We start from the raw sequence: 22,387 nt of genomic DNA, 5'->3' as shown, positions 1-22,387 counted from the left end.
TTGGCGCGATTTCGCTTCCTCAGTTGGCGGAAATGATGGTTGACGGGGTGGTCGGCGTGGTGAGAAAAGCCCTTGAGCCAACTGCCGGCGATCAACTGGTGAATACATCACCTGACTTGACCTCAAGGGGCATGCTGACCGTCATCGTCGGCACGATATTCGAGTATATCGCCGGGCTGGCAGTCGAGAGCCTGGCAGATGGCTTCGAGGGTGGTGAAGCGTATGGCTTTGGCCTTGCCCGTCTTGAGTACCGAGAGGTTGGCGGGAGTGATACCCACCCGCTCGGCCAACTCGCCCGACGACATCTTGCGCCGGGCCATCATCACGTCTACATTTACTATGATTGCCATGATTGGTACTGTTTATATGGTAAGGTCGTTTTCTTCTTTCATCTTCTGGCCCACGGCAAAGAGCTGGCTCACCATGAGCAAGCCCAACCCTATGACGAGCAGCATACTGTCTATCTCGCTGTGGAGGCTCACGTCGTAGCCGGCATAGGCCACGGCGGGCGTAGTGTCAAAGGCCAGCAACAGCCATTCGCCCAGATAGATGGCTATGATGTACCAACCCATCAGCCGCAGCCGACGAGTGGCAGACTCGCCGAAGTCTTCACCTCGGTTTACAGCAAGCACCAGCCGGATGAAGACTACCCAGAAAGCTAAACAACAACCCGACATCGCCAGCAGCACCAGCATATTGCCTATGGTGACCAGCACCGGCGTGCTACCCGTGCCTTCGGCGACCACCCAAGCGGTCACCTTGCTCACGCGCAGCGAGTCGGTATTGCCAGTCATCGTGTTGGTCATCGCCAGTTCGCGGCGTGCCGGGTTGTGCGAACGCAAGTCCAGAATGTAGGGTTTGCAGGTCTTGCCCGTGGCACGGTCCTGAAACTCAAGGGTGGCGTCGGCATAACCGCTGTTAAAGCCTTCGACAAAGTGCTGGGCAGCCGTGAAGAGAGAGAAAGCCACGGCTATCAACAGCAGAATACAATAGAAGTTGAACTTACGTTTCATCTGTTTTCTTGATAATTATTAATAACTTATTGTTAATTGCATATTATTTATCGAATAACGATATGACAAAGGTAGAGATTATCTCTGTAACCACCAAGCAAAACTCCAGTTTTATTATCGTTTAACGATAAATTTAACACTCTTGCACACATCGCGGCCGCCATCATCGCCGTCACTGCAATGATGGCCTCCACGCCCACCCCATTCCCCGACACGATAAAAGTAATGATGGATAGAAAAAAAGAGGGGAAAAATGGAGCGGTTTCACAAAAAAGTAATACATTTGCAGCAGTGTATTCAATGAATGTGTATTGCGCCGCAAGGCTAAAGTTATTGTCATGAGAGTATATTGTGTCAACCACCTGCCTTTAGGTAAGAGTTTCTATGCCATCAACCTCTTTGGCGTCGTTTTCGCCAAAGGTCCGCTGAATAGTGTCAGTGCCCGGCACGAGTATATACACACCCTGCAGCAGCGCGAGATGCTCTACATTTTTTTCTACCTGTGGTATGCCGTCGAGTGGCTGCTCCGTCTGGCCTATTGCCGTGACGGCTACAAGAGCTATGCCAACCTCGCCTTTGAGCGCGAGGCTTACGCCAACCAGTACAACCCGCACTACCCGCAGCAACGCCGTCCCTACGCCTGGCTACACCACCTGTGGCATAGGGAGTCATGGCGCGAAGTGTGGCACTGACCTCTGATTTCCAGTCCCAACCGTTTGTATTCTGCGCAGAGTTGTGTAACTTTGCACACATCGTCGTCGCTGCCACCCTCATGGTGTTTGGCGTCGGATCTATATATATAATAAGGTAATAACATATATATAATAAGGTATAAGGATATGACTACACGCACGATAGCCGTACTCGGCATGATGTGTGCCGGATGTGCCGGCACCGTAGAGCGCACCCTCTCGCGCATGGAGGGCGTGACGACAGCCAGCGTCAATCTCGCCGCTCGCACCGTGACGGTGACCTACGACGAGCACCTCACCTCGCCCCAGGCGATGAAGGAGCGGTTGGCCCAGGCGGGCTACGACCTGGTGATAGAGCAAGACCGCAACGTAGAAGCCATCGAGCGACGGCAGTATCAGCGCCTGAGACGCAAGGTGGCGGTGGCGTGGCTGCTCTCGCTGCTCTGCATGACCATAGGCATGGGGTGGATAGAGACGGGCAGCGCCGATGCAGCCAACCAGCTATCCATGCTGATAGCTCTGGCGGCTATGGTGTGGTGCGGACGCGACATCTATCGCTCAGCATGGCGACAGACGCTGCATGCCACAGCCAACATGGACACTCTCGTGGCGATGAGCACGATTATCAGCTTCGGCTTCAGTTTCTTCAACACCTTCTGGGGCGACGTATGGACTGCCTCGGGCATGGAGTGGCACACCTACTATGATGCCACAGTCATGATACTCACCTTCGTGCTCACGGGCCGCATGCTCGAGGAGCGCGCCAAGCACAGCACAGCCTCAGCCATACGCTCGCTCATGGGCCTGGCTCCCAAGACAGCGCGCGTGGTGAGCGGCGACGCTCTCGTCGAGATGCCTCTCGCTGCTGTGCAACCCGGCGACTGCGTCGAGGTGAGAGCCGGAGAGAAAGTGGCTGTCGACGGCGTGGTCACCGCTTGGGGCGACACCACAGCGACGATAGACGAGAGCATGATAAGCGGTGAGCCCCAGGCTGTAGCCAAGCATGCCGGCGACCGCGTGCTGGCGGGCACCATCGTCGTCAGCGGCGCCTTGCGCTTCACCGCCCGCGAGGTAGGCAGCAAGACCATGCTGGCACAGATTATCCGCATGGTGCAGCAGGCCCAGGGCTCCAAGGCTCCCGTGCAGCGTGTAGTCGATAGGATAGCCGCCATCTTCGTGCCCACGGTACTTGCCCTCTCGGCGCTCACCCTCATGGTGTGGCTCGCCATCGACGGCATGAGCCAGCTGCCCCGAGCCGTCATGTCGGCGGTGTCGGTGCTGGTCATCGCCTGTCCCTGCGCCATGGGACTCGCCACCCCCACAGCACTCATGGTGGGCATAGGGCGCGCAGCGCGCATGGGCATACTCATCAAGGACGCCACCGCGCTCGAGACCATGCGCCACATCGATGCCATCGTCATCGACAAGACGGGCACCCTCACTCTCCCTGCCGCCGATGCCGCCGACAGCGACGACGTAAGCCGACGCGAGAATCTGAAGCCCCACGCCCGCGAGGCCATCGCGCAACTCAAGAGTCAGGGTATAGACATCTACATGATGAGCGGCGACCGCGACGAGGCTGTCGCCTACTGGGCCAAGCAGGCTGGCATAGACCATTGGCGCAGCCGCGTCATGCCGCAGGACAAGCAGGACATGGTGGCTCATCTGCAGGCCGAGGGCAGGCATGTGGCGATGGTGGGCGACGGCATCAACGACAGTCAGGCATTGGCAGCCGCCGATGTGGGCATAGCCATGGGCCGCGGCACCGATGTAGCGATGGACGTGGCACAGGTCACCCTCATGGGCAACGACCTGCGCCGCATTGCCGAAGCCTTCAGTCTGTCGCGCCAGACGGTAGGCATGATTCGCCAGAACCTCTTCTGGGCGTTCATCTACAATCTCGTCTGCATCCCCCTTGCCGCCGGAGCCCTCTACGCCGTCACCGACTTCCAGATTACGCCCATGTGGGCAAGCGCACTGATGGCCATGAGCAGCGTGAGCGTGGTGCTCAACAGTCTGCGGCTCAAGTGGAAACGCGCCTGAGCCACTGCCGCCACCGCCCACACCTCTACACATACAGAGGACATCTCCCCGACGCTGGAGGATGCCTCTGCAAAGCTGGAGATTACTCTCACCAAGCAGGAGAGTACCTCCAGCTTTTTTGTATATATTGTTGATGCACAGGAAAGAGAACAGGGCAGTAAGTTGTCCGTTTCGCCATTAATTAGTAACTTTGCAACCACAGCAAAGATTAAGGACAAGACAGATGATAGTTTGTATAGCAGAGAAACCCAGTGTGGCCAAAGACATTGCCCGCATCATTGGCGCCACCTCGGCGCGCGACGGATACATGGAGGGCAACGGATATCAGGTGACGTGGACCTTCGGCCACCTGTGCTGCCTCAAGGAGCCCAACGACTACGCCGAGAACTGGAAGCACTGGAGCCTTGCCGCGCTACCCATGATTCCGCCACGATTCGGCATCAAGCTCATAGACGACCAGGGTATCAAGAAGCAGTTTGCAGTCATCCAGAAACTCATGACCCAGGCCGACAGCATCGTCAACTGCGGTGACGCCGGACAGGAGGGTGAGCTCATACAGCGGTGGGTGATGCAGATGGCCAAAGCCACCTGCCCCGTCAAGCGACTGTGGATATCGTCGATGACCGACGAGGCCATACGCGAAGGCTTTGCCAAGTTGCGCGAGCAGGAAGACTACAACTCGCTCTACCTGGCCGGACTCTCGCGAGCCGTGGGCGACTGGCTGCTGGGTATGAACGCCACCCGACTCTATACGCTCAAGTATGGACAGAACCGGCAGGTGCTGAGCATCGGCCGAGTGCAGACTCCCACGCTGGCACTTATCGTTAACCGACAGAAGGAGATAGACCAGTTCAAACCCGAGCCATATTGGGTACTGGCGACGATATATCGCAACACTCAGTTTACTGCGACACAGGGCAAATTCACCTCCCGCGAAGAGGGCGAGCAGGCCTTTGCCACCATCGAGGGCAAACCCTTCAGAGTGACAGGCGTGCAGAAGAAGAAGGGAACCGAAGCCCCACCCCACCTCTACGATCTCACCTCGCTCCAGGTAGACTGCAACAAGAAGTTCAGTTACTCTGCCGAGATGACGCTTAACATTATCCAGTCTCTCTATGAGAAGAAGCTCACTACTTACCCTCGTGTCGACACCCAGTTCCTCTCCGACGACATCTATCCCAAGTGTCCAGGCATCATGAACGGGCTCAAGAGCTATCACGAACTGATGCGACCGATAGCCGGGAAGCCCCTCATCAAGCCCAAGCGTATCTTCGACGCCTCCAAGGTGACCGACCACCACGCCATCATTCCCACCGGACAGGAGGCGAGAGGACTCACCGACCTCGAGCACAATGTCTACGACCTTATCGTGCGCCGCTTCATCGCCGCCTTCTACCCCGACTGCGCCTTTGCCACCACTACGGTGACGGGAGCCGTAGACAAGATAGACTTCAAGGTGTCGGGAAAGGAAATTCTTGACCCTGGATGGCGTCAGGTCTATGCCCGAGACACCCATAAGGACGACGAGGCCGAGAAAGACGACGAAGAGCGCACGCTCGAAGCCTTTGTCAAGGGCGAAGAGGGTCCCCACACGCCTACTCTCACCGAGAAGCAGACCACGCCACCCAAGCCATACACCGAAGCCACGCTCCTGAGAGCCATGGAGACGGCAGGCAAGTTTGTGGACAACGAGGAACTGCGCGCCGCGCTCAAGGAGAACGGCATCGGACGCCCGTCGTCGCGAGCCGGCATCATCGAGACGCTCTTCAAGCGCCACTACATACGCCGCGAGCGCAAGAACCTCATAGCCACGCCCACCGGCATACAGCTGATAGACATGATACACGAGCGACTGCTCACCAGCTGCGAGCTCACGGGTATCTGGGAGAAGAAGCTGCGCGACATAGAGCACAAGAAGTACGACGCCTCGCAGTTTGTCAACGAACTCAAGGTGCAAATCACCGACATCGTCAACGATGTGCTGCGCGACAACTCCAACCGGCGTGTCACCGTGACCACCGACGAGGACCTCAAGAAGAAGCCAGCCAAGCGCAAGGCCGCACCACGCAAGCCGGCAGCCAAGCCCGCCGACGCCAAACCCAATGCCGCCGACTCTACCCCCAAGCCCGTCACACCTGCACCCGACGCACAACCCATCGACCCCATGGTGGGCCGCCCCTGCCCCAAGTGTGGCCAGGGCACCATCATCAAGGGCAAGACCGCCTATGGTTGCAGCCGCTGGCGCGAGGGATGTGACTGGCGACAGCCTCTCAACAACGACAACAAGACACAATAATGACCTCTACCTGCAAACCTACGCGCAATATAGCGCTCGACCTCATCAGAGTGGTCGCCATCGTGCTGGTGCTGTGGCAGCATGCCAGCGAGTATTACTACATCGGAGACAACCTGAGCATCATCCATGCCAACATCCCGCTGCTGACATGGATGAACAGCGTGGCACGCATCTGTGTGCCGCTTTTTGTAATGATTTCGGGCTATCTGCTGCTGCCCGTCTCCACCTCTACCACCACCTTCTTCCGCCACCGCTTCACCCGCATCCTCTTCCCGTGGGTGTTCTGGTGCGTGGCCTATGCCGTCTACTTCATGCTGCGTAGCGGCGACGGCATCGCCACCTGCATCGCCAGTGTGTGCCGCATCCCGCTCAACTACGGAGTCGAGGTGGGCCACCTCTGGTATATCTACATGCTCATCGGCGTATATCTGCTGGCGCCCATCGTTTCGCCCTGGCTGCGCCAGTGTGGCAAGCGCGAACTCCAGGGCTATCTGGCGCTGTGGATGCTTACCACCCTGCTGCCCTATCTGCACCATGCAGGCATCGCGCTGTGGGGCGAGGCGTCGTGGAACATCACCCCGGCGTTCTACTATTACACCGGCTTCGGCGGCTACTTCATCCTGGGCCACTATCTGCGACGCTACGGATGTCCGCGACTGTCGGTGTCGATGGCACTGCTGGTGGTGGGCTATCTGTTTACTGCCCAGACCTTCCTCTACTTCGACTCCTTTGCCAAGGATGCCGTAGAGCTTGAGATACCATGGGACTTCTGCTCCGTCAACGTGATGATGATGACGCTCGGCACCTTTGGCGCGTTAAGCCGCGTACACCTCAGCGCCACCTCGACCATAGGCCGGCTGGTCATCTCGGTATCTACGTGCAGCTACGCCATGTATCTGGCCCACATCATGATACTCAACGCCTTCCACGACCTCTACGACGGCGCTGCGCCCGTGGCTGCCCTGGTGCCGATGATAGCCCTCAGCACCACCGCCACCACCTATGCCGCAGTATGGTGCCTCGGTCGCCTGCCCTGGAGCCGCTACTGGTTAGGAATAGACTGACCCTGGGGCAATAAATCGCCAATTCCGGCGTTATCTTTGTAAAAGACTCAAAGATGAAACACCTATTATATACTCTCATCCTTGTCGCTACGCTGCTCTCCTTGAGCGGCTGTGGTGCCGAGCGTGCCGTGCGCAAAGGCGACAAGCACCAGGCACTGGGCGAATACTATGATGCCGCCGTGCAGTATCGCAAGGCTTACCGACAGCTCTCGCCCAAGGAGCGGGAGCAGCGCGGCAAGGTGGCGCTCAAGATGGCGCGCTGCTATGAGCGCATCAACCAGTCGCAGCGAGCCAACTCTGCCTACGCCAATGCCCTCAGATACGGACAGGCTGGGCTCGAAGACCGTCTTGCTTATGGCCGACAGCTGCTCAAGAGTGCGTCGTACAAGGAGGCTGCCGACATGTTCAGGACAGTGCTCGACTCGATGCCCGACAACGAGCTGGCCAAGAGTGGACTGGCATCGGCGCTCAACGCACCCGCCATCAAGCAGGCGGGCTCGCGATACAAGGTCAAGAGGATGGATGTCTTCAACTCGCGACGGGCCGACTACAGCCCGGTGCTGGCAGGCGACGCCCTGGACCACCTCTACTTCTCCTCGACGCGCAACGAGGCCGAGGGCGACGAGCTGAGTGGCATCACGGGCACCAAGAATGCCGACATCTTCGTCTCGGTCAAGGACGACAAGGGCAAGTGGTCCAAGCCCGAACCCGTGAGCGGCGGCCTCAACACCGCCTACGACGAGGGCGCATGCTGCATCAGCCCCGACGGCCGTGAGATGTATCTCACCCAGTGTGTGACCGACCCCTCGTCGCCCCGATATGCTGAGATAGTCACCTCCAACCGCAGCGACGCCGCATGGAGCAAGCCCACCAAGCTGGAGCTCACCCGCGACACGCTGTCAAGCTATGCCCACCCCGCCATATCGCCCGACGGCGAGTGGCTGTACTTCGTCTCCGACATGCCAGGTGGCAAGGGAGGCATGGACATCTGGCGCGTGCGCATCACATCGGTCGGACTGGGCGGCGTGGAAAACCTGGGTGAGCCCATCAATACCCCCGGCGACGAGATGTTTCCCACCTTCCGCCCCAACGGCGACCTCTACTTCTCGAGCAACGGCCATTCCGGACTGGGAGGACTGGATATCTTCATCGCCAAGGTCAACAAGCAGGGCCGCTACCAGCTCTACCACCCCGGCTACCCGCTCAACTCCCACGGCGATGACTTCGGCATGACCTTTGAGGGACCCCACAACCGGGGTTACTTCTCGTCCAACCGTGGCGACGGCCGCGGATGGGACCATATATACGCGTTTGAGAACCCCGAGGTGGTCAACACCGTCAAGGGATGGGTCTACGAGGCCGAGGGATACGAACTGCCGCAGGCCGAGGTCTACATGGTAGGCAACGACGGCACCAACCGCCGACTGACGCTCAAGAGCGACGGCTCGTTCACCCAGGTGGTCAAGCCCGGAGTGAGCTATGTGATGCTCGCCACCTGCAAGGGCTTCCTCAACCATAAGGAAGAACTCACCGTACGGCCCACCGAAGAGTCGGAAGAGACGGTGCTGCAGTTCCCGCTGGTATCTATCACCGCACCGGTGCTGATAGACAACATCTTCTACGACTTCGACAAGGCCACGCTGCGCCCCGAGTCGACCAAGGCGCTCGACGAACTGGTGACGCTGCTCAACGAGAACGGCAATGTGACCATCGAGCTGAGCGCCCACTGCGACTACAAGGGCAGCGCCGAGTACAACAAGCGGCTCTCGCAGCGCCGCGCCGAGGCTGTGGTCGACTATCTCACCGCCAAGGGCATAGCCCGCGACCGGCTCACGCCCGTGGGCTACGGCAAGGAGAAGCCCAAGACCATACGGCGCAAACTCACCGAGCGGCTCACGTGGCTCAAGGAGGGCGACGTGCTGACCGAAGAGTTTATCAGCCATCTGGACAAGGACAAGCAGGAGATAGCCAACCAGCTGAACCGCCGCACCGAGTTTATCGTGCTGCGTACCACCTACGGACTGTTCGACGAGCACGGCAAACTCAAGAAGAGACCCAAGCCTGCCACCACCGACAAGCACGAGGGCGACGACGGGCTGAACATCATCATCGAGTAGCCCCACACCACCGCGCCCACACAACAGGCGCATAGCCTCATCACTCCACAGCATAGCCTCATCACCCTATAGCATAACCTCTTTTTCCCACAGACGACAAAGCCCTGGCTCGCAAGAGTCAGGGCTTTGTCACTGCAGACCGTGGGGAAAACTGGCACCAAGGGCAGCCATGCTGTGAGTAACGATAACGATACAGAGTGTACAAAGAGCGATGCCGAGCATATCTTGGGCGGCGCCGAGACCACCTTTACCAACGTGCTGACCATCTCTATCGCCTCGTAACGGAAGGCACGAGGGCTCGTGACGGAAGAAACGTGGGCTCGTATCATAAGCCACGTGGGCTCGTGCCTTACGTTACGAGCCGGCAATGATGGCAAGCACAAGGATGAAGCCAATGAGCATCACCGCATCCACACGCTGCGCAGCAACGTGAGCCACGACCACCGTCACGGATGTACCAAAAAGGGTTCGCTGTACATCCACAGGTGAATGTACAACGAACCCTATGCCCGGCAGTATGCAGGCGCGGCGCGCAGCCACAGTCCCCGCCCGCGGACGGCTATCGGCGATGATGCACAGGAGTGCGGCTGATGGTAATGATGCTGATGGCGGTTATCCCCACGACCACCGTAAGGAGTGTCGAGGGGCGCACGCAGTCGTTGACAGCCACCACGCCCACCAAGTCGCCCATGACTCCCATGAGCAGCGAACCCAGTCGGGGCAGCGACCCCATCATCGCCACCGCCAGCGCCCCTATGGCGAAGCAGAAGAGCGTCCAGTAACGGTTAAGACGGTCGGTGTGCTGCGGCAAGTGGCGCATCACGCGACGGGTGAAACCCATATCGGCCACCTGGGGCTTGTGCTCGGTCATAAACTGTGCTATCAGTCTGTCATCATTGTCTGTCATATCCATTATGTCTTAAATAATCGGCCATTTTCTTCTTTCCACGCGAGAGATGCGACTTGACAGTGCCCTCGCGCATACCCGTAACCATGGTGATGTGGTCTATGCTCTGTCCCTCCATCAGCTGGAGCACCACGCAGGTGCGCTCGGCGTCGGTAAGGAGCGCCAGCGCATGGCGCAAGTCCATCTGCAGTCCACTGTCGGTGTCTCTCCCACTGCGCCCCATCACCGCGGGCGTTTCCAGAGAGTCGGTCGGGTGCTGCGTCTTCACGTGGTCGTAGTACACATTGTATGCTATACGAAACAGCCACGTGCTGAACGACGCCTCTCCACGAAAGCGGGAGATGTTGAGGTAGGCTTTGACGAAGGTGTCTTGGGCCAGGTCGTCGCTCAACTGGGTGTCGCCCAGCGTCTGGCTGAGGAAGAAGCGACGCACCTGGGCCTGGTATTTCTCAACCAGCCGCCCGAAGGCTGCCCGGTTGTGGAATATCGCCGCCTGGGTAATCCATGCTATGTCTTCGAGATTTCTCACGTCGCTCTATCTATATATAATAATGTGGTTACTGGTTGTCGCTCTCCTCGTCGTGCGGTGCTTCGGTGTGGCGACCACCCGTGGTGCGCACGATGACCAGCTGGCCCACGCCATAGCAAGCCACCAGGGCGCCGATGCCCATGAGCATGCTCGAACTCCAGATGTAGAACATCACTATCATGCCCACGCCTATCGATACGTTGCGTATGCCCTTGCGCCAGAGGGCCTCATTGGTATCGAGAGCCTGCTCGCAGAGTTGTGAGGGTATGGGCTGGCCGTGCTCCAGTGCCTTCTCGGCAAGCGCTATGCGGTCGTTGCGCTGCTTGATGAGATGGCGGACGATGAGGATGACGGCAATAAGAGGCGCAAACAGGAAGAGTAGCACTAACAGGCATACAATCACGGCAATGGCAATTCCTCCCATGCCGAAGAGGGGCTTGCAGAAATCGACAAACGAGCCGAAATCGTCCAGGTCGTCGTCCATATACGGCGTGGAGGCGTAGTAGGTGGAGTCGGCAGCGGAGGCAGCATCCCAGGAGGCGGTGTCGGAGTAGGCCTCGATGCCGGTGTGGGCAGTATCGGCCACCACAGCGTCGTCGAGGTGGTTGCGGTGGTGTGGGGCGGCATCGACGCTCATGGCGATGCAAGCCAGCATGACTGTAAGTGTCAGAATAAATCGTTTCATATCTTCTTCGTTTTGTTTTTTTCTATCCATTAGACGCATTGAGACGCCAATTAGTTGCAAAATAACTAAAAAAAACCTACTTTTGCAAAGTTAATAGCGTGAAGATGATAGATATACCTAAAGATTTTGCGGACTCCACGCGGCTGTTGATGGGCGATGCGCTTTACGAAACGCTCGTTGGCGGGCTCAACGATGAACCCTCGGTAAGCCTGCGCCTCAACCCCTTCAAGACCGATGGCCGCCCTGTGGGCCAAGTCACGCCCGTGCCCTGGTGCGACGGTGCCTACTGGCTCGAGTCGCGTCCCAATTTCACCTTCGACCCGCTGCTTCATGCCGGTTGTTACTATGTGCAGGAAGCGGCGTCAATGTTTCTGCACCATGTGCTGTCGCGGGTCATCGACCGGCCAGTGACAGCGCTCGACCTGTGTGCTGCGCCCGGCGGCAAGTCGACCACGGCGCGCGGGGTGCTGCCCCAGGGCAGTCTGCTGATATGCAACGAGCCCATACGCCAACGCGCCCAGATACTGAGCGAAAACATACAGAAGTACGGACACCCCGACGTGATGGTCACCAACAACTACCCGCGCGACTTCCGCAAAGCGGGGCTGCTCTTCGACCTGATTGTCGCCGACGTACCCTGCTCGGGCGAAGGCATGTTCCGCAAGGACGCCGGCGCCATAGCCGAATGGAGTCGGCAGAACGTGGAAAACTGCTACCGGCTGCAACGCGAAATCATCGAAGACATCTGGCCCTGTCTGCGGCCTGGCGGTATACTGGTCTACTCGACCTGCACGTTCAACGAACAGGAAAACGAGGACAACATCGCATGGATACGCGGACTGGGAGCCGATGTGCTGGACATCGACATCAGCGAGGAATGGAACATCACCGGTGCGCTCAAGGGCGAAGACAGTCTGTATCGCTTCATCCCCGGCCGCTCGCGCAGCGAAGGGCTGTGCATGGCTGTGCTGCGCAAGAGCGACGACACCGTGCTGGCTGAGCGTCGCGCCAAGGACAGCGGCAAGCCCGCCAAGACGCGACCGCGCACCGACGTGGGGGCGTGGATAAACGGCAGCGACCACTTCACCCTCTGCGAGAGGGGCGACACGCTGAGCGCCATCCCCACATGGTGGCTCGCACAGTATCGCGCCGCTGAGAAGTCGCTGCATCTGCTGCACGCCGGCATCACCTTGGGCACCGTCAAGGGCAAAGACGTGGTGCCCCACCAGTCGCTGGCACTCTCGACCGCACTCAACCGCTCGGCCTTTGCACAGGCAGAGGTCGGATACGGGCAAGCCATAGCCTATCTGCGCAAAGAAGCGATAACGCTCGACGCCGCCACGCCGCGCGGCATCGTGCTCATCACCTACCACGGCATACCCTTGGGATTTGCCAAGAACCTGGGCAACCGCGCCAACAACCTCTATCCCCCGGAATGGCGTATCAAGAGCACCCATCTGCCCGAACAAATACCGACAATACTCAATATATGAAACAATATCTCAATCTGCTTGACCGCATCCTTACCGAAGGAGCCACCAAGACCGACCGCACAGGTACGGGCACCAAGAGTGTCTTCGGCCATCAGATGCGGTTCAATCTCGAAGAGGGTTTCCCGCTTCTTACCACCAAGAAGCTGCACCTCAAGTCTATCATCTATGAGCTGCTGTGGTTCCTGCGCGGCGACACCAACGTGCGCTATCTCCAGGAACATGGTGTAAGGATTTGGAACGAATGGGCCGACGAAGACGGAGAGTTAGGGCCCGTGTACGGACACCAATGGCGCTCGTGGCCCGACTACAACGGCGGCACCATAGACCAGATACAGCAGGTGATAGACACGCTGAAGACTCACCCCGACTCGCGCCGCATGATTGTGTCGGCCTGGAACCCCGCCGAGGTCGACGAGATGGCGCTCCCACCCTGTCACTGCCTCTTCCAGTTCTATGTGGCTGACGACCGACTGAGTCTGCAGCTCTACCAGCGCTCTGCCGACACCTTCCTGGGTGTGCCGTTCAACATCGCCTCGTATGCGCTGCTGCTCCAGATGATGGCGCAGGTGACCGGACTGCGTGCCGGCGACTTCATCCACACCACCGGCGACACGCATCTCTATCTGAACCACATAGAGCAAGCCCGTCTGCAGCTCACACGCACACCGCGACCGCTGCCCAAGATGAACCTGAACCCCGACGTGAAGAGTCTCTTTGACTTCAAATACGAAGATTTCCAACTCACCGACTATGACCCGTGGCCACACATAGCCGCGCAGGTGTCGGTATAACCACTCGCTGAAAACATGCGCATCAACATCATAGCCGCCGTGGCACGCAACCGCGCCATAGGCATCGACAACAAACTCATATACTGGCTGCCCAACGACCTGAAACGGTTTAAGGCGCTCACCACGGGGCACACCATCATCATGGGGCGTCACACCTTTGAGTCGCTGCCCAAGGGCGCGCTGCCCAACCGCCGCAACATCGTGCTGAGCCGCACCGCCACCGAGTTTGCGGGCTGCGACACCTATGCCTCGATAGACGAGGCACTCGCCCACTGTGGCGACGACGAGGATATATATATACTAGGTGGAGCCAGCATCTATGCCCAGGCGCTCGACCGGGCTCAGCGGCTCTGCCTCACCGAGGTCGACGACACGCCAGAGGCTGCCGACGCCTTCTTCCCCGACTACAGCGGATGGCACGAGACCTGGCGCGAGCACCACGACAAAGACGAGCGTCACGCTCAGGCTTACGACTTCGTAGACTATGAGCCGGGCAAACGGGCAGAGGAACAATAGCGACACAGAGGAAAACATAACCCAAATGGCAATGACAATGAAGAAGACAGCTCTTATCACCGGTGCCACAAGTGGCATCGGAGAAGCCTGCGCCAGAAAGTTTGCGGCAGGCGGATACAATCTGATAATCACAGGGCGCAGAGCCGACAGGCTGGAGGAAATCAAGACCACGCTGGAGGCTATGGGCGCCGAGGTGGTGACACTGGCGTTCGACGTGCGCGACGCCGAGGCTACCACCAAGGCCATCGCGTCGCTCGGCGAAGGATGGCAGGAGATAGACGTGCTCATCAACAACGCCGGGCTGGCACTCGGTCTGGACAAGGAGTATGAAGGCGACCCGACAGACTGGAACACGATGATAGACACCAACATCAAGGGTCTGCTCACGATGACCCGACTGGTGGTGCCGGGCATGGTGGCGCGCAACAGGGGCCACGTCATCAACATAGGCAGTGTGGCGGGCGACGCCGCTTACGCCTGCGGCAACGTGTACTGTGCCACCAAAGCAGCCGTGAAGGCCCTCACCGACGGTCTGCGTATCGACGTGGCCCACACGGAAGTACGCGTGACCAACGTGAAGCCCGGACTGGTGGAGACAAACTTCAGCCGCGTGCGCTTCCATGGCGACAACGAGCGTGCCGACAATGTCTACAAAGGCGTCAAGCCGCTTACGGGCGACGACATAGCCGATGTGGCATTCTATGCAGCATCGGCGCCGAAGCATGTGCAGATAGCCGAGGTGCTGGTGTTGGCCACCCATCAGGCCAATGGCTCCTACATACATCGGGAAGCATAGGTTGGGCGTCCAACCATCATCACGCAATCAGGCCTTGATGACTCGCTATGGTCATCAAGGCCTGATTGCGTAGTGGGGATAATGGGCACCGCGCGCTATCTACCCTCGGCGAGCGCGTCAGCAGGCGCATTGAGAAAGCGGGCAACGGCGCTGACTGCCTCGGCAAAGGCGGTGGGCTGGCCGGGCACGGTGATGAAGAGATGGGTGGCTGTGGGGAAGACATGGTAAGTGAGCCTGTGGCCAAGTCGCTGCAGCCGATGCGCCAATTGGGTGGTCTGGTCGAAGAGGATGTCGTGACCCGCAGAGATGAGGCACATGGGCGGCAGGGAGCGCAGCGTGTCGTCGGCGGCGAGTTCGACCGAGACGAGCGGATTGTGCTCCTCTCCACGGGCGTAGGCTTCGCAGAAAGCCTCAAGCAGTTCGGCGTCGTCGCCATAGCCTTGGGCATAGTCTGTCCACGATGGCGTGACACGCGTGTAGAGTCTGGTGACAGGATAGATGGGCACAACACGGCTCACACCCTTGGTCGAGAGGGCTGTGGCGAGGGCAAGGTTGCCTCCGGCGCTGTCGCCTCCCACCGCCACCTGGGTAGAGTCGCAGCCCCACGCATCGGCGTGCTGGCGGAGATAGGCAAAGGCGCGGCGGCAGTCGTCGAGCGGAGCCGGAAAGGGATGGGCTGGCGACAGGCGGTAATCGAGGGCAGCCACGCAGCAGTCGGCCTCCAACGCCAAAGTGGCACAGAAGCGCGCACAACTGTTGATGCTGCCGAAGCACCAGCCGCCTCCGTGGAGATAGAGCAGCAGCGGACGCTTGCGGAGGGCTGGTCGGGAGGGCGTGAAGAGGCAGATGTCGGGGGTGGGATAAGTGGCGGTGACGCCGTCGGGCAACTGGGGCGGCTGGTTGCGGCTCTGCCTGATTTGCTGCAAGGCTGCACAGTCGCCAGAGATAGCCGCGCGCACCGCCAGCATCTGTCTGTGCTGCAGGTCGGTAGGCATACGGCTGAGGAAGAGGCGTTCGTCGTCGAGCATACGCCGCTGGAGCGAGTCGGAGGGATAGGTCTGCCCATACAGGCATACCATGGAAAACAATAAGAATAAGGTGTGGAAAATACGCATAATCTATAAGAACATTAAGGTCGTCTCTACAGAGACAGGAGACTGCAGATGGCGCTGCCGCTTAGAGCCGCAGCACCTCGTCGCAGTATTCCACCACCGCCGGACGGTGGGTGATGAAGATGATGGTGTGCTGACGGCTGCCCAGGACATTGGCGAGCAGGCGGCGCTCGGTCTCGATGTCGAGGGCGCTGGTAGCCTCGTCGAAGAGCATCACGGGGCGGTTGCGCAGCAGGGCCCGGGCGATGGCAATACGCTGTGCCTGACCCTCACTCAGACCGGCTCCCGACTCGGAGCAACGCGTGTCGAGACCGTCGGGCAACTGGCTGACGAAGTCGGCACATGCCTGGTGGAGCGCATCAAACATCTCGTCGTCGGTGGCGGTAGGGCTGCCCATGAGCAGATTGTCGCGGATGGTGCCGCTCATGAGGGTATTGCCCTGGGGCACGTAGACAAAGTTGCAACGCATACGCGGTGACAGTTGCTGGCCGTCTCCGTCGGCGTGGTAGAGGCTTATCTCTCCCTCCTGGGGACGGAGCAGGGCGAGGATGAGGCGGATAAGGGTGGTCTTGCCGGCTCCCGTCTCGCCGAGGATGGCGGTGCAGGTGCCGGGACGGAAGTCGAACGACAGGTGGTCTATCACGCGTCCGTCGCCGTCATTATAACCATAGCCCACATCGTCGAGCTTCACACCGCAGGGTGCTTCGACCACGATGGGGTCGCCCTGCTCTTCGAGGGGAGGCTCTTCGAGTTCCATGAGTCGCTCGGCAGCGGTGAAGACACTGACAAAGGCGGGCACGATGCGGCTCAGGTTGCGCGCCGGACTCTGTATGCGGTTGACGAGTTGCAGGTAGGCTGTCATGCCGCCAAACGACAGTGTGTGCATGGACATGCGCACTGCCGCCCAGAGGAAGGCTATGAGATAGGTAAGGGAGAACCCGAAGTTGAGGATGAAGTTGGAGAGCAGGCTGAAGCGTGTGCGCTGGATGACGTTGCGCCGCAGCTGGCTCTGGGTACTCTCGAGCTTACCCACCATGGCGTCGTCGCTCTCCAGAGTCTTGATGAGCACCCGATGCTGGATGGTTTCCTGCAGCACGCTTTGCACCTGGGAGTCGGAGTTGCGCACCTGACGGGTGAGGTGACGCATACGGCGCACATAGACCTTGCTGAGCACCACAAAGAGGGGCAGCAGAGCGACGGTGATGACCGCCAACAGCCGGTCGAGGGTAAAGAGATAGGCAAAAGCACCGAAGAAGAGAAGCACCACACTGAGCGTATTGGGCAAGGTTTCGGTAATGAAGGTGACGACATTGCTGACGTCGCCCTCGAGGCGGTTGATGACATCGCCAGAGTGTCGCCGTTCACGCCCGTTCCATTCGGAGCGGAGTATACGGTCGAGCATGTACTGCTGCATGCGGTTCTGCGCCTTCACGCCCAGCACGTTGCGTATCCAGACCGAGGATATGTTGATAGCAAAGTCGATGAGCACCAGCCCACCCATGAGTGCTACCGCCCAGTAGATGGAGCCCTCGACGCTGCCCGAAGCCACGTCGATGGCGCGCTTCACCGCCCACACTTGGGCCAGACTTACCACCACCGTAGCCATGCCCATCGATGCGTTGAGTATGGTCTGCAGTCGGTTGCCCCGCCATACCTTCCACAGCCAGCGCATGATGTCGCGCGTGGTGTAGGCCGAGTTGGCGGGCGTTATCCATTGGGCTATCTTTATCTTCATGACTCTCGGTGTGGCTGTGGGTCTATCTGTGGTCGGCGCCCCACATCATCTTCTCGCGGAGGGTGGAGAAGTAGCTGCGGCTGTCGCGCTTCACTATATTAATGGTATAGGGGGCCTTGCGGATGGTAAGGCGCGTGCTCTCGAGCAATTTCTCCGAGCGGCCGTCGATGGCTACGAGGAAGTTGTGAGACCGGCTCTCCACCTCGAGCGTTATCTCGCTGTCGTCGTTGATGACGATGGGGCGGACATTGAGGCTATGGGGTGCCACGGGGGTAAGGCAGAGGATGTCGGCATCGGGCACGATGATGGGGCCGCCGTTGGAGAGACCGTAGGCGGTAGAACCGGTGGGTGTAGAGACGATGAGCCCGTCGGCCTGGTAGGTCACCAGATACTCGCCGTTGATGCAGGTGCGCACGGAAATCATCGCGGCATTGTCGCGCTTGAGCACAGCGATGTCGTTGAGGGCGAAGGGGCTACCCTCGATTATCTCGCCGTCGGCCTCGACCATGATGACGGCATGGGGCTCCACAGCGTAGTGCCCGTCTGCTATCTCGGCGATGGCGTGGTCTATCTCGTCGGGATGGATGTCGGCCAGAAATCCCAGTCTGCCTGTGTTGACACCGATTATGGGCGTCGCCTTGCTTCCCACCATGCTGGCTGCGCGCAGGAAGGTGCCGTCGCCGCCGATGGAGATGACGAAGTCTACGTCGAAGTTGTAGTTGTCGAAGACGCCGCTTACCTCGACCTCCATGCCCAGGGCCGATGTGATGTACCGGAAGAAGGTGCGCTCGATGTAGATTTCGGCTCCACGAGCCTTGAGACTGTCTATGAGCCAGTGGATAGATACCGTCTTACCCGCCTGGAACTCCTTGCCGAAGAGAGCGAACCGCAACACGTTTGCCGCCATAAATGTTATCTTTTTTTAATCTTTGTTCCTCATTCTTGCTCACAAATGCCAAACATTTAGTACATTTGCACGTGAATGATGCGACAAAAATACTACTTTTTGTTGTAAAACACGTTGAAATTATGGCAAAAGTATATGAATTTCTTTCCAATGGCTTCGAAGACATAGAGGCATTGGCACCCGTAGACATACTCCGCCGAGGCGGACTGGAGGTAAAAACAGTGAGCATTACCGGCGAGCAGATGGTGGAAACCACCCACGGCATCAAGCTCATGACCGACCTGAGGATAGAGGACATCGCCGACTTCAGCGACGTCGACGCCATGCTGCTGCCAGGCGGTCTGCCAGGAGCCACCAATCTGAACAAGCACAGGATGCTGCGCGAGATACTGCTCGAGCAGTACAACCAGGGCCGCATAGTCGCCGCCATCTGCGCCGCACCGCTGGTGCTGGGTTCGATAGGCATCCTAGAGGGCAAGCGAGCCACCTGCTACCCCGGCTTCGAGAAGCGCATGACCGGCGCCACCTACACCCAGGAACAGGTGACCATCGACGGCAACATCATCACGGGCAAGGGTCCCGGTGCGTCAATGGACTTCGGCTACGCCATCCTCGGCAAGTTTGTCGCACCCGAAGCTGTGGCAGAGCTCAAGGCCCAGATGATGTACAAAGGTTAACCCACAACGACAGCCATGGACTATATCATCATCGTAGCCGGAGGCAAGGGGCTGCGCATGGGCAGCGACGTGCCCAAGCAGTTTCTGCCCGTCAAGGGAATGCCCGTACTGATGCGCACCATCAGCCGTTTTCATGAGTGCAATCCCTCGATGCAGATTATACTCGTACTCCCACACCACCAGCAGCAATACTGGCACGACCTGTGCAGCCAATACGCCTTCGGCATCGCCCACACGGTGGTAGATGGAGGCGACACGCGCTTTGCCTCGTCGCGCAACGGACTTGCCGCCATCCCCGACGACGCCACGGGAACCGTGGGCATACACGACGGGGTGCGTCCCTTTGTGGCTGCCGAGGTGATAAGCCGCTGCTACGACGCCGCACGCACCCACGGAGCCGCCATCCCCGTGATGCCGGTCACCGACACGCTGCGCCACATCGACTCTGCCACCACCGGCCACAACGTGCTGCGCACAGACTACCGCATCGTGCAGACCCCACAGGTCTTTGACATCGCGCTGCTCAAGCGCGCCTTCACCCAGCCCTTCCGCGAAGAGTTTACCGACGACGCCTCGGTGGTCGAAGCCATGGGATGCAGCGTGGAGATGGTCGAAGGCAACCGCGAGAACATCAAGATTACCACACCCTTTGATTTGAAGATAGCCGAAACGCTGTGCTGAACATTCTCGACCAGGACGTGATGTATCTTCCGGGCGTTGGGCCCAAGAAGAAGGAGATTCTGAGCAAAGAGCTTGGCATCCAGACCTGGCGTGACCTGCTTGAGCACTATCCTTATAAATATGTAGACCGCAGCCGCATCTATCGCATCAGCGAAATCAGTGGCGACATGCCCTTTGTCCAAATCCGCGGACGCATGTTGGGCTACGACGAATATGCCATGGGTGCCCGCAAGAAGCGCATCGTGGGCCACTTCAGCGATGGTCATGGCGTGGTCGACCTCGTGTGGTTTCAGGGTGCCCAATATATCTACAAGAACTACCCCATTGGCAAAGAGCTGATAGTCTTTGGCAGACCCACCGTCTATGGTGGCCGCTACCAGTTTGCCCACCCCGATATCGACGACGCTTCCCAACTGCAGCTCTCCGACATGGGCATGCAGCCCTACTACATGACCACCGAGCGCATGAAGAAGGCGGGGATAAACTCGAGGGCGATGGAGAAGATGACCAAGACGCTGGTGACCAAACTACCCGAGACGCTGCCCGAGACGCTGCCGCCCTACATCACGGGGCCTCTGCACCTCATCTCGCGTCTCGAAGCACTACGCCAAATCCATTACCCGCACAACGCCCGCGAAATGCAGCAGGCCCGCTACCGCCTCAAGTTTGAAGAGCTCTTTTATGTGCAGCTCAACATACTGCGCTACGCCAGCGACCACCGCCGCAAGTATCGCGGCTACATCTTCAGCCGCGCCGGCGCCCAGCTCAACGACTTCTACCGCAACCACCTACCCTTCGACCTCACCAATGCGCAGAAGCGCGTGGTGCGGGAGATAAGAGACGACATGGCGAGTGGCCGACAGATGAACCGGCTGCTGCAGGGAGACGTGGGCTCGGGCAAGACGCTGGTGGCGCTCATGGCCATGCTCATAGCCATAGGCAACGGCTACCAGGCGTGCATCATGGCGCCCACAGAGATATTGGCAGAGCAGCACCTGGCCACCATCCGCCAGATGCTGGGAGATATGGATATACACGTAGAACTGCTCACCGGAGTGGTCAAAGGACGACGACGCGCCGACATACTCGACCGTCTGTCCAAGGGCGAGATAGACATACTCGTGGGAACCCACGCCGTCATCGAAGACGCGGTGGTCTTTGCCCGTCTGGGACTGGCTGTGGTCGACGAGCAGCACCGCTTCGGAGTGGCACAGCGCGCCCGACTCTGGGCCAAGAGCGAGATGCCGCCCCACATCCTGGTGATGACAGCCACCCCCATACCCCGTACGCTCGCCATGACCCTCTACGGCGACCTCGACGTGAGCGTTATCGACGAACTTCCGCCCGGCCGCAAACCTATCCAGACCCTCCACAAGTATGATACACAGACCACAAGCCTCTACCAGGGCATACGGCAGCAGATAGACAGCGGCCGACAGGTCTACATCGTATATCCGCTCATCGAAGAGAGCGAGAAGAGCGACCTCAAGAACCTCGAAGACGGATTTGAGGCCATGCGCGAGATATTCCCACAATACCGCCTGAGCAAGGTACACGGACGCATGAAGCCCAAGGACAAGGACGCCGAGATGCAGCGCTTTGCCAGCGGCGAAACCCAGATACTGGTGGCCACCACGGTGATAGAGGTGGGCGTCAACGTGCCCAACGCGTCGGTAATGGTCATCCTCGACGCACAGCGGTTCGGACTCTCGCAGCTCCACCAGCTGCGCGGACGCGTGGGCCGTGGCGCCGAGCAGAGCTACTGCATACTGGTGACCACATTCAAACTAAGCGAAGAGACGCGCAAGCGCATCGACATCATGTGCGAGACCAACGACGGGTTCCGCATAGCCGAAGCCGACCTCAAACTGCGCGGCCCCGGCGACCTCGAGGGTACCCAGCAGAGCGGCATAGCCTTCGACCTGAAGATAGCCGACATAGCCCGCGACGGACAGATTGTGCAGCTCGCCCGCGAACAGGCACAGGCCATCATCGACCGCGACCCCGAGTGCAGCAGCAACGAGTACAAGATGCTCTGGGACCGACTCAAGGAACTCCGGAAGAGCAACGTCAACTGGTCGGCTATCAGTTGACGCGGTTTTGTCCTTTTTGGGTCCAAAATTGATATACCTCAAGCCGATTTTTACGGTATTTGTGTTAATTATGGCATAAATTCTGTTAAATATCACCACTTTCCCATATTTTTTCACTAACTTTGTAAAGTCTGAATTGCAAAACAATCTTTTCGGAGCGTTTTCTACGTATTACCTGCTGGCGACCACGCCCCTTTTTAGCCAGCCCTGACCTAAAAAAAAGTATTAATAGTGGAGAAA

The 22,387-nt window shown here is 58.9% G+C and carries 21 protein-coding genes; 13 read left to right on the top strand and 8 right to left on the bottom strand.

Features of this window, described 5'->3' with window-relative positions; genetic code table 11:
• Positions 1–122: 122 nt before the first annotated feature.
• Positions 123–350 carry a helix-turn-helix transcriptional regulator gene (locus tag CIK92_RS02990; protein WP_022309496.1) on the bottom strand — a complete coding sequence of 76 codons (228 nt, stop codon included), beginning with the start codon at positions 348–350 and terminating at the stop codon, positions 123–125.
• Positions 351–362: 12 nt separating this feature from the next.
• On the bottom strand, positions 363–1,013 hold the full coding sequence (locus CIK92_RS02985) for a DUF2975 domain-containing protein (protein WP_022309497.1): 651 nt from the start codon (positions 1,011–1,013) through the stop codon (positions 363–365).
• Positions 1,014–1,351: 338 nt separating this feature from the next.
• On the opposite strand from CIK92_RS02985, the gene CIK92_RS02980 reads away from it, so the two are divergent.
• The 6 genes from CIK92_RS02980 to CIK92_RS13315 all read left to right on the top strand — a co-directional run bounded on the left by CIK92_RS02980 (position 1,352) and on the right by CIK92_RS13315 (position 9,714).
• A complete protein-coding gene (locus CIK92_RS02980; protein ID WP_022309498.1) occupies positions 1,352–1,705 on the top strand; it encodes a hypothetical protein in 354 nt (117 codons plus the stop codon).
• 147 nt (positions 1,706–1,852) lie between these two features.
• Positions 1,853–3,748, top strand: coding sequence for a cation-translocating P-type ATPase (locus tag CIK92_RS02975; protein ID WP_094388112.1), 1,896 nt, complete (start codon positions 1,853–1,855; stop codon positions 3,746–3,748).
• Positions 3,749–3,971: 223 nt separating this feature from the next.
• On the top strand, positions 3,972–6,044 hold the full coding sequence (locus CIK92_RS02970; RefSeq protein ID WP_094388111.1) for a DNA topoisomerase 3: 2,073 nt from the start codon (positions 3,972–3,974) through the stop codon (positions 6,042–6,044).
• Positions 6,044–7,108 carry an acyltransferase gene (locus tag CIK92_RS02965; protein ID WP_094388110.1) on the top strand — a complete coding sequence of 355 codons (1,065 nt, stop codon included), beginning with the start codon at positions 6,044–6,046 and terminating at the stop codon, positions 7,106–7,108. The genes CIK92_RS02970 and CIK92_RS02965 overlap by 1 nt, the downstream gene beginning before the upstream one ends.
• A gap of 53 nt (positions 7,109–7,161) precedes the next feature.
• Positions 7,162–9,225: an OmpA family protein gene (locus CIK92_RS02960; RefSeq protein WP_094388109.1), complete on the top strand. Its 2,064-nt coding sequence runs from the start codon at positions 7,162–7,164 to the stop codon at positions 9,223–9,225.
• A 300-nt stretch (positions 9,226–9,525) separates the two neighbouring features.
• A complete protein-coding gene (locus tag CIK92_RS13315) occupies positions 9,526–9,714 on the top strand; it encodes a hypothetical protein (RefSeq protein WP_144289316.1) in 189 nt (62 codons plus the stop codon).
• 70 nt (positions 9,715–9,784) lie between these two features.
• Here the strand turns inward: CIK92_RS13315 and CIK92_RS02955 are convergent, their stop codons facing one another.
• From CIK92_RS02955 to CIK92_RS02945, 3 genes are read right to left on the bottom strand one after another with little or no spacing between them, the layout of a single operon-like run.
• A complete protein-coding gene (locus CIK92_RS02955) occupies positions 9,785–10,132 on the bottom strand; it encodes a DUF5056 domain-containing protein (protein ID WP_158214721.1) in 348 nt (115 codons plus the stop codon).
• The gene (locus tag CIK92_RS02950; protein WP_094386669.1) at positions 10,119–10,661 is read right to left on the bottom strand and encodes an RNA polymerase sigma factor; all 543 of its coding nucleotides are present in this window, start codon (positions 10,659–10,661) and stop codon (positions 10,119–10,121) included. Before CIK92_RS02950 ends, CIK92_RS02955 begins: the two co-directional genes overlap by 14 nt.
• Positions 10,662–10,689: 28 nt before the next feature.
• Entirely contained in the window at positions 10,690–11,346 is a 657-nt protein-coding gene (locus tag CIK92_RS02945; RefSeq protein ID WP_144289315.1) for a DUF6249 domain-containing protein, read from the bottom strand.
• A gap of 104 nt (positions 11,347–11,450) precedes the next feature.
• Here CIK92_RS02945 and CIK92_RS02940 point away from each other — a divergent pair, with 104 nt between their 5' ends.
• Genes CIK92_RS02940 through CIK92_RS02925 form a run of 4 tightly spaced genes read left to right on the top strand, consistent with a single transcriptional unit; the run spans position 11,451 to position 14,942 of the window.
• Positions 11,451–12,839: a hypothetical protein gene (locus tag CIK92_RS02940; RefSeq protein ID WP_371591639.1), complete on the top strand. Its 1,389-nt coding sequence runs from the start codon at positions 11,451–11,453 to the stop codon at positions 12,837–12,839.
• The gene (locus tag CIK92_RS02935; protein WP_094386671.1) at positions 12,836–13,630 is read left to right on the top strand and encodes a thymidylate synthase; all 795 of its coding nucleotides are present in this window, start codon (positions 12,836–12,838) and stop codon (positions 13,628–13,630) included. The genes CIK92_RS02940 and CIK92_RS02935 overlap by 4 nt, the downstream gene beginning before the upstream one ends.
• 15 nt (positions 13,631–13,645) lie before the next feature.
• On the top strand, positions 13,646–14,146 hold the full coding sequence (locus CIK92_RS02930) for a dihydrofolate reductase (RefSeq protein WP_094388106.1): 501 nt from the start codon (positions 13,646–13,648) through the stop codon (positions 14,144–14,146).
• 37 nt (positions 14,147–14,183) lie between these two features.
• Entirely contained in the window at positions 14,184–14,942 is a 759-nt protein-coding gene (locus CIK92_RS02925; protein ID WP_094386672.1) for an SDR family oxidoreductase, read from the top strand.
• 95 nt (positions 14,943–15,037) lie between these two features.
• On the opposite strand, the gene CIK92_RS02920 is transcribed toward CIK92_RS02925, so the two are convergent.
• From CIK92_RS02920 to CIK92_RS02910, 3 genes are all read right to left on the bottom strand, one after another.
• On the bottom strand, positions 15,038–16,057 hold the full coding sequence (locus CIK92_RS02920) for an alpha/beta hydrolase (RefSeq protein WP_094388105.1): 1,020 nt from the start codon (positions 16,055–16,057) through the stop codon (positions 15,038–15,040).
• A 61-nt stretch (positions 16,058–16,118) separates the two neighbouring features.
• A complete protein-coding gene (locus CIK92_RS02915) occupies positions 16,119–17,789 on the bottom strand; it encodes an ABC transporter ATP-binding protein (protein ID WP_094388104.1) in 1,671 nt (556 codons plus the stop codon).
• 22 nt (positions 17,790–17,811) lie between these two features.
• Positions 17,812–18,696 carry an NAD kinase gene (locus tag CIK92_RS02910; protein ID WP_094388103.1) on the bottom strand — a complete coding sequence of 295 codons (885 nt, stop codon included), beginning with the start codon at positions 18,694–18,696 and terminating at the stop codon, positions 17,812–17,814.
• A gap of 122 nt (positions 18,697–18,818) precedes the next feature.
• Here CIK92_RS02910 and CIK92_RS02905 point away from each other — a divergent pair, with 122 nt between their 5' ends.
• From CIK92_RS02905 to recG, 3 genes are read left to right on the top strand one after another with little or no spacing between them, the layout of a single operon-like run.
• Entirely contained in the window at positions 18,819–19,373 is a 555-nt protein-coding gene (locus CIK92_RS02905) for a DJ-1 family glyoxalase III (RefSeq protein WP_022309704.1), read from the top strand.
• A 15-nt stretch (positions 19,374–19,388) separates the two neighbouring features.
• On the top strand, positions 19,389–20,054 hold the full coding sequence (locus tag CIK92_RS02900) for a 2-C-methyl-D-erythritol 4-phosphate cytidylyltransferase (RefSeq protein WP_094388102.1): 666 nt from the start codon (positions 19,389–19,391) through the stop codon (positions 20,052–20,054).
• The gene (gene recG / locus CIK92_RS02895; protein WP_173823794.1) at positions 20,051–22,147 is read left to right on the top strand and encodes an ATP-dependent DNA helicase RecG; all 2,097 of its coding nucleotides are present in this window, start codon (positions 20,051–20,053) and stop codon (positions 22,145–22,147) included. Before CIK92_RS02900 ends, recG begins: the two co-directional genes overlap by 4 nt.
• Positions 22,148–22,387 lie beyond the last annotated feature (240 nt).

The organism is Prevotella sp. P4-67 (genome assembly GCF_002251325.1).
Classification (GTDB): domain Bacteria; phylum Bacteroidota; class Bacteroidia; order Bacteroidales; family Bacteroidaceae; genus Prevotella.
The sequence above is the reverse complement of the archived record's forward strand: the minus strand, read 5'-3'. Positions and strand labels throughout refer to the sequence as shown.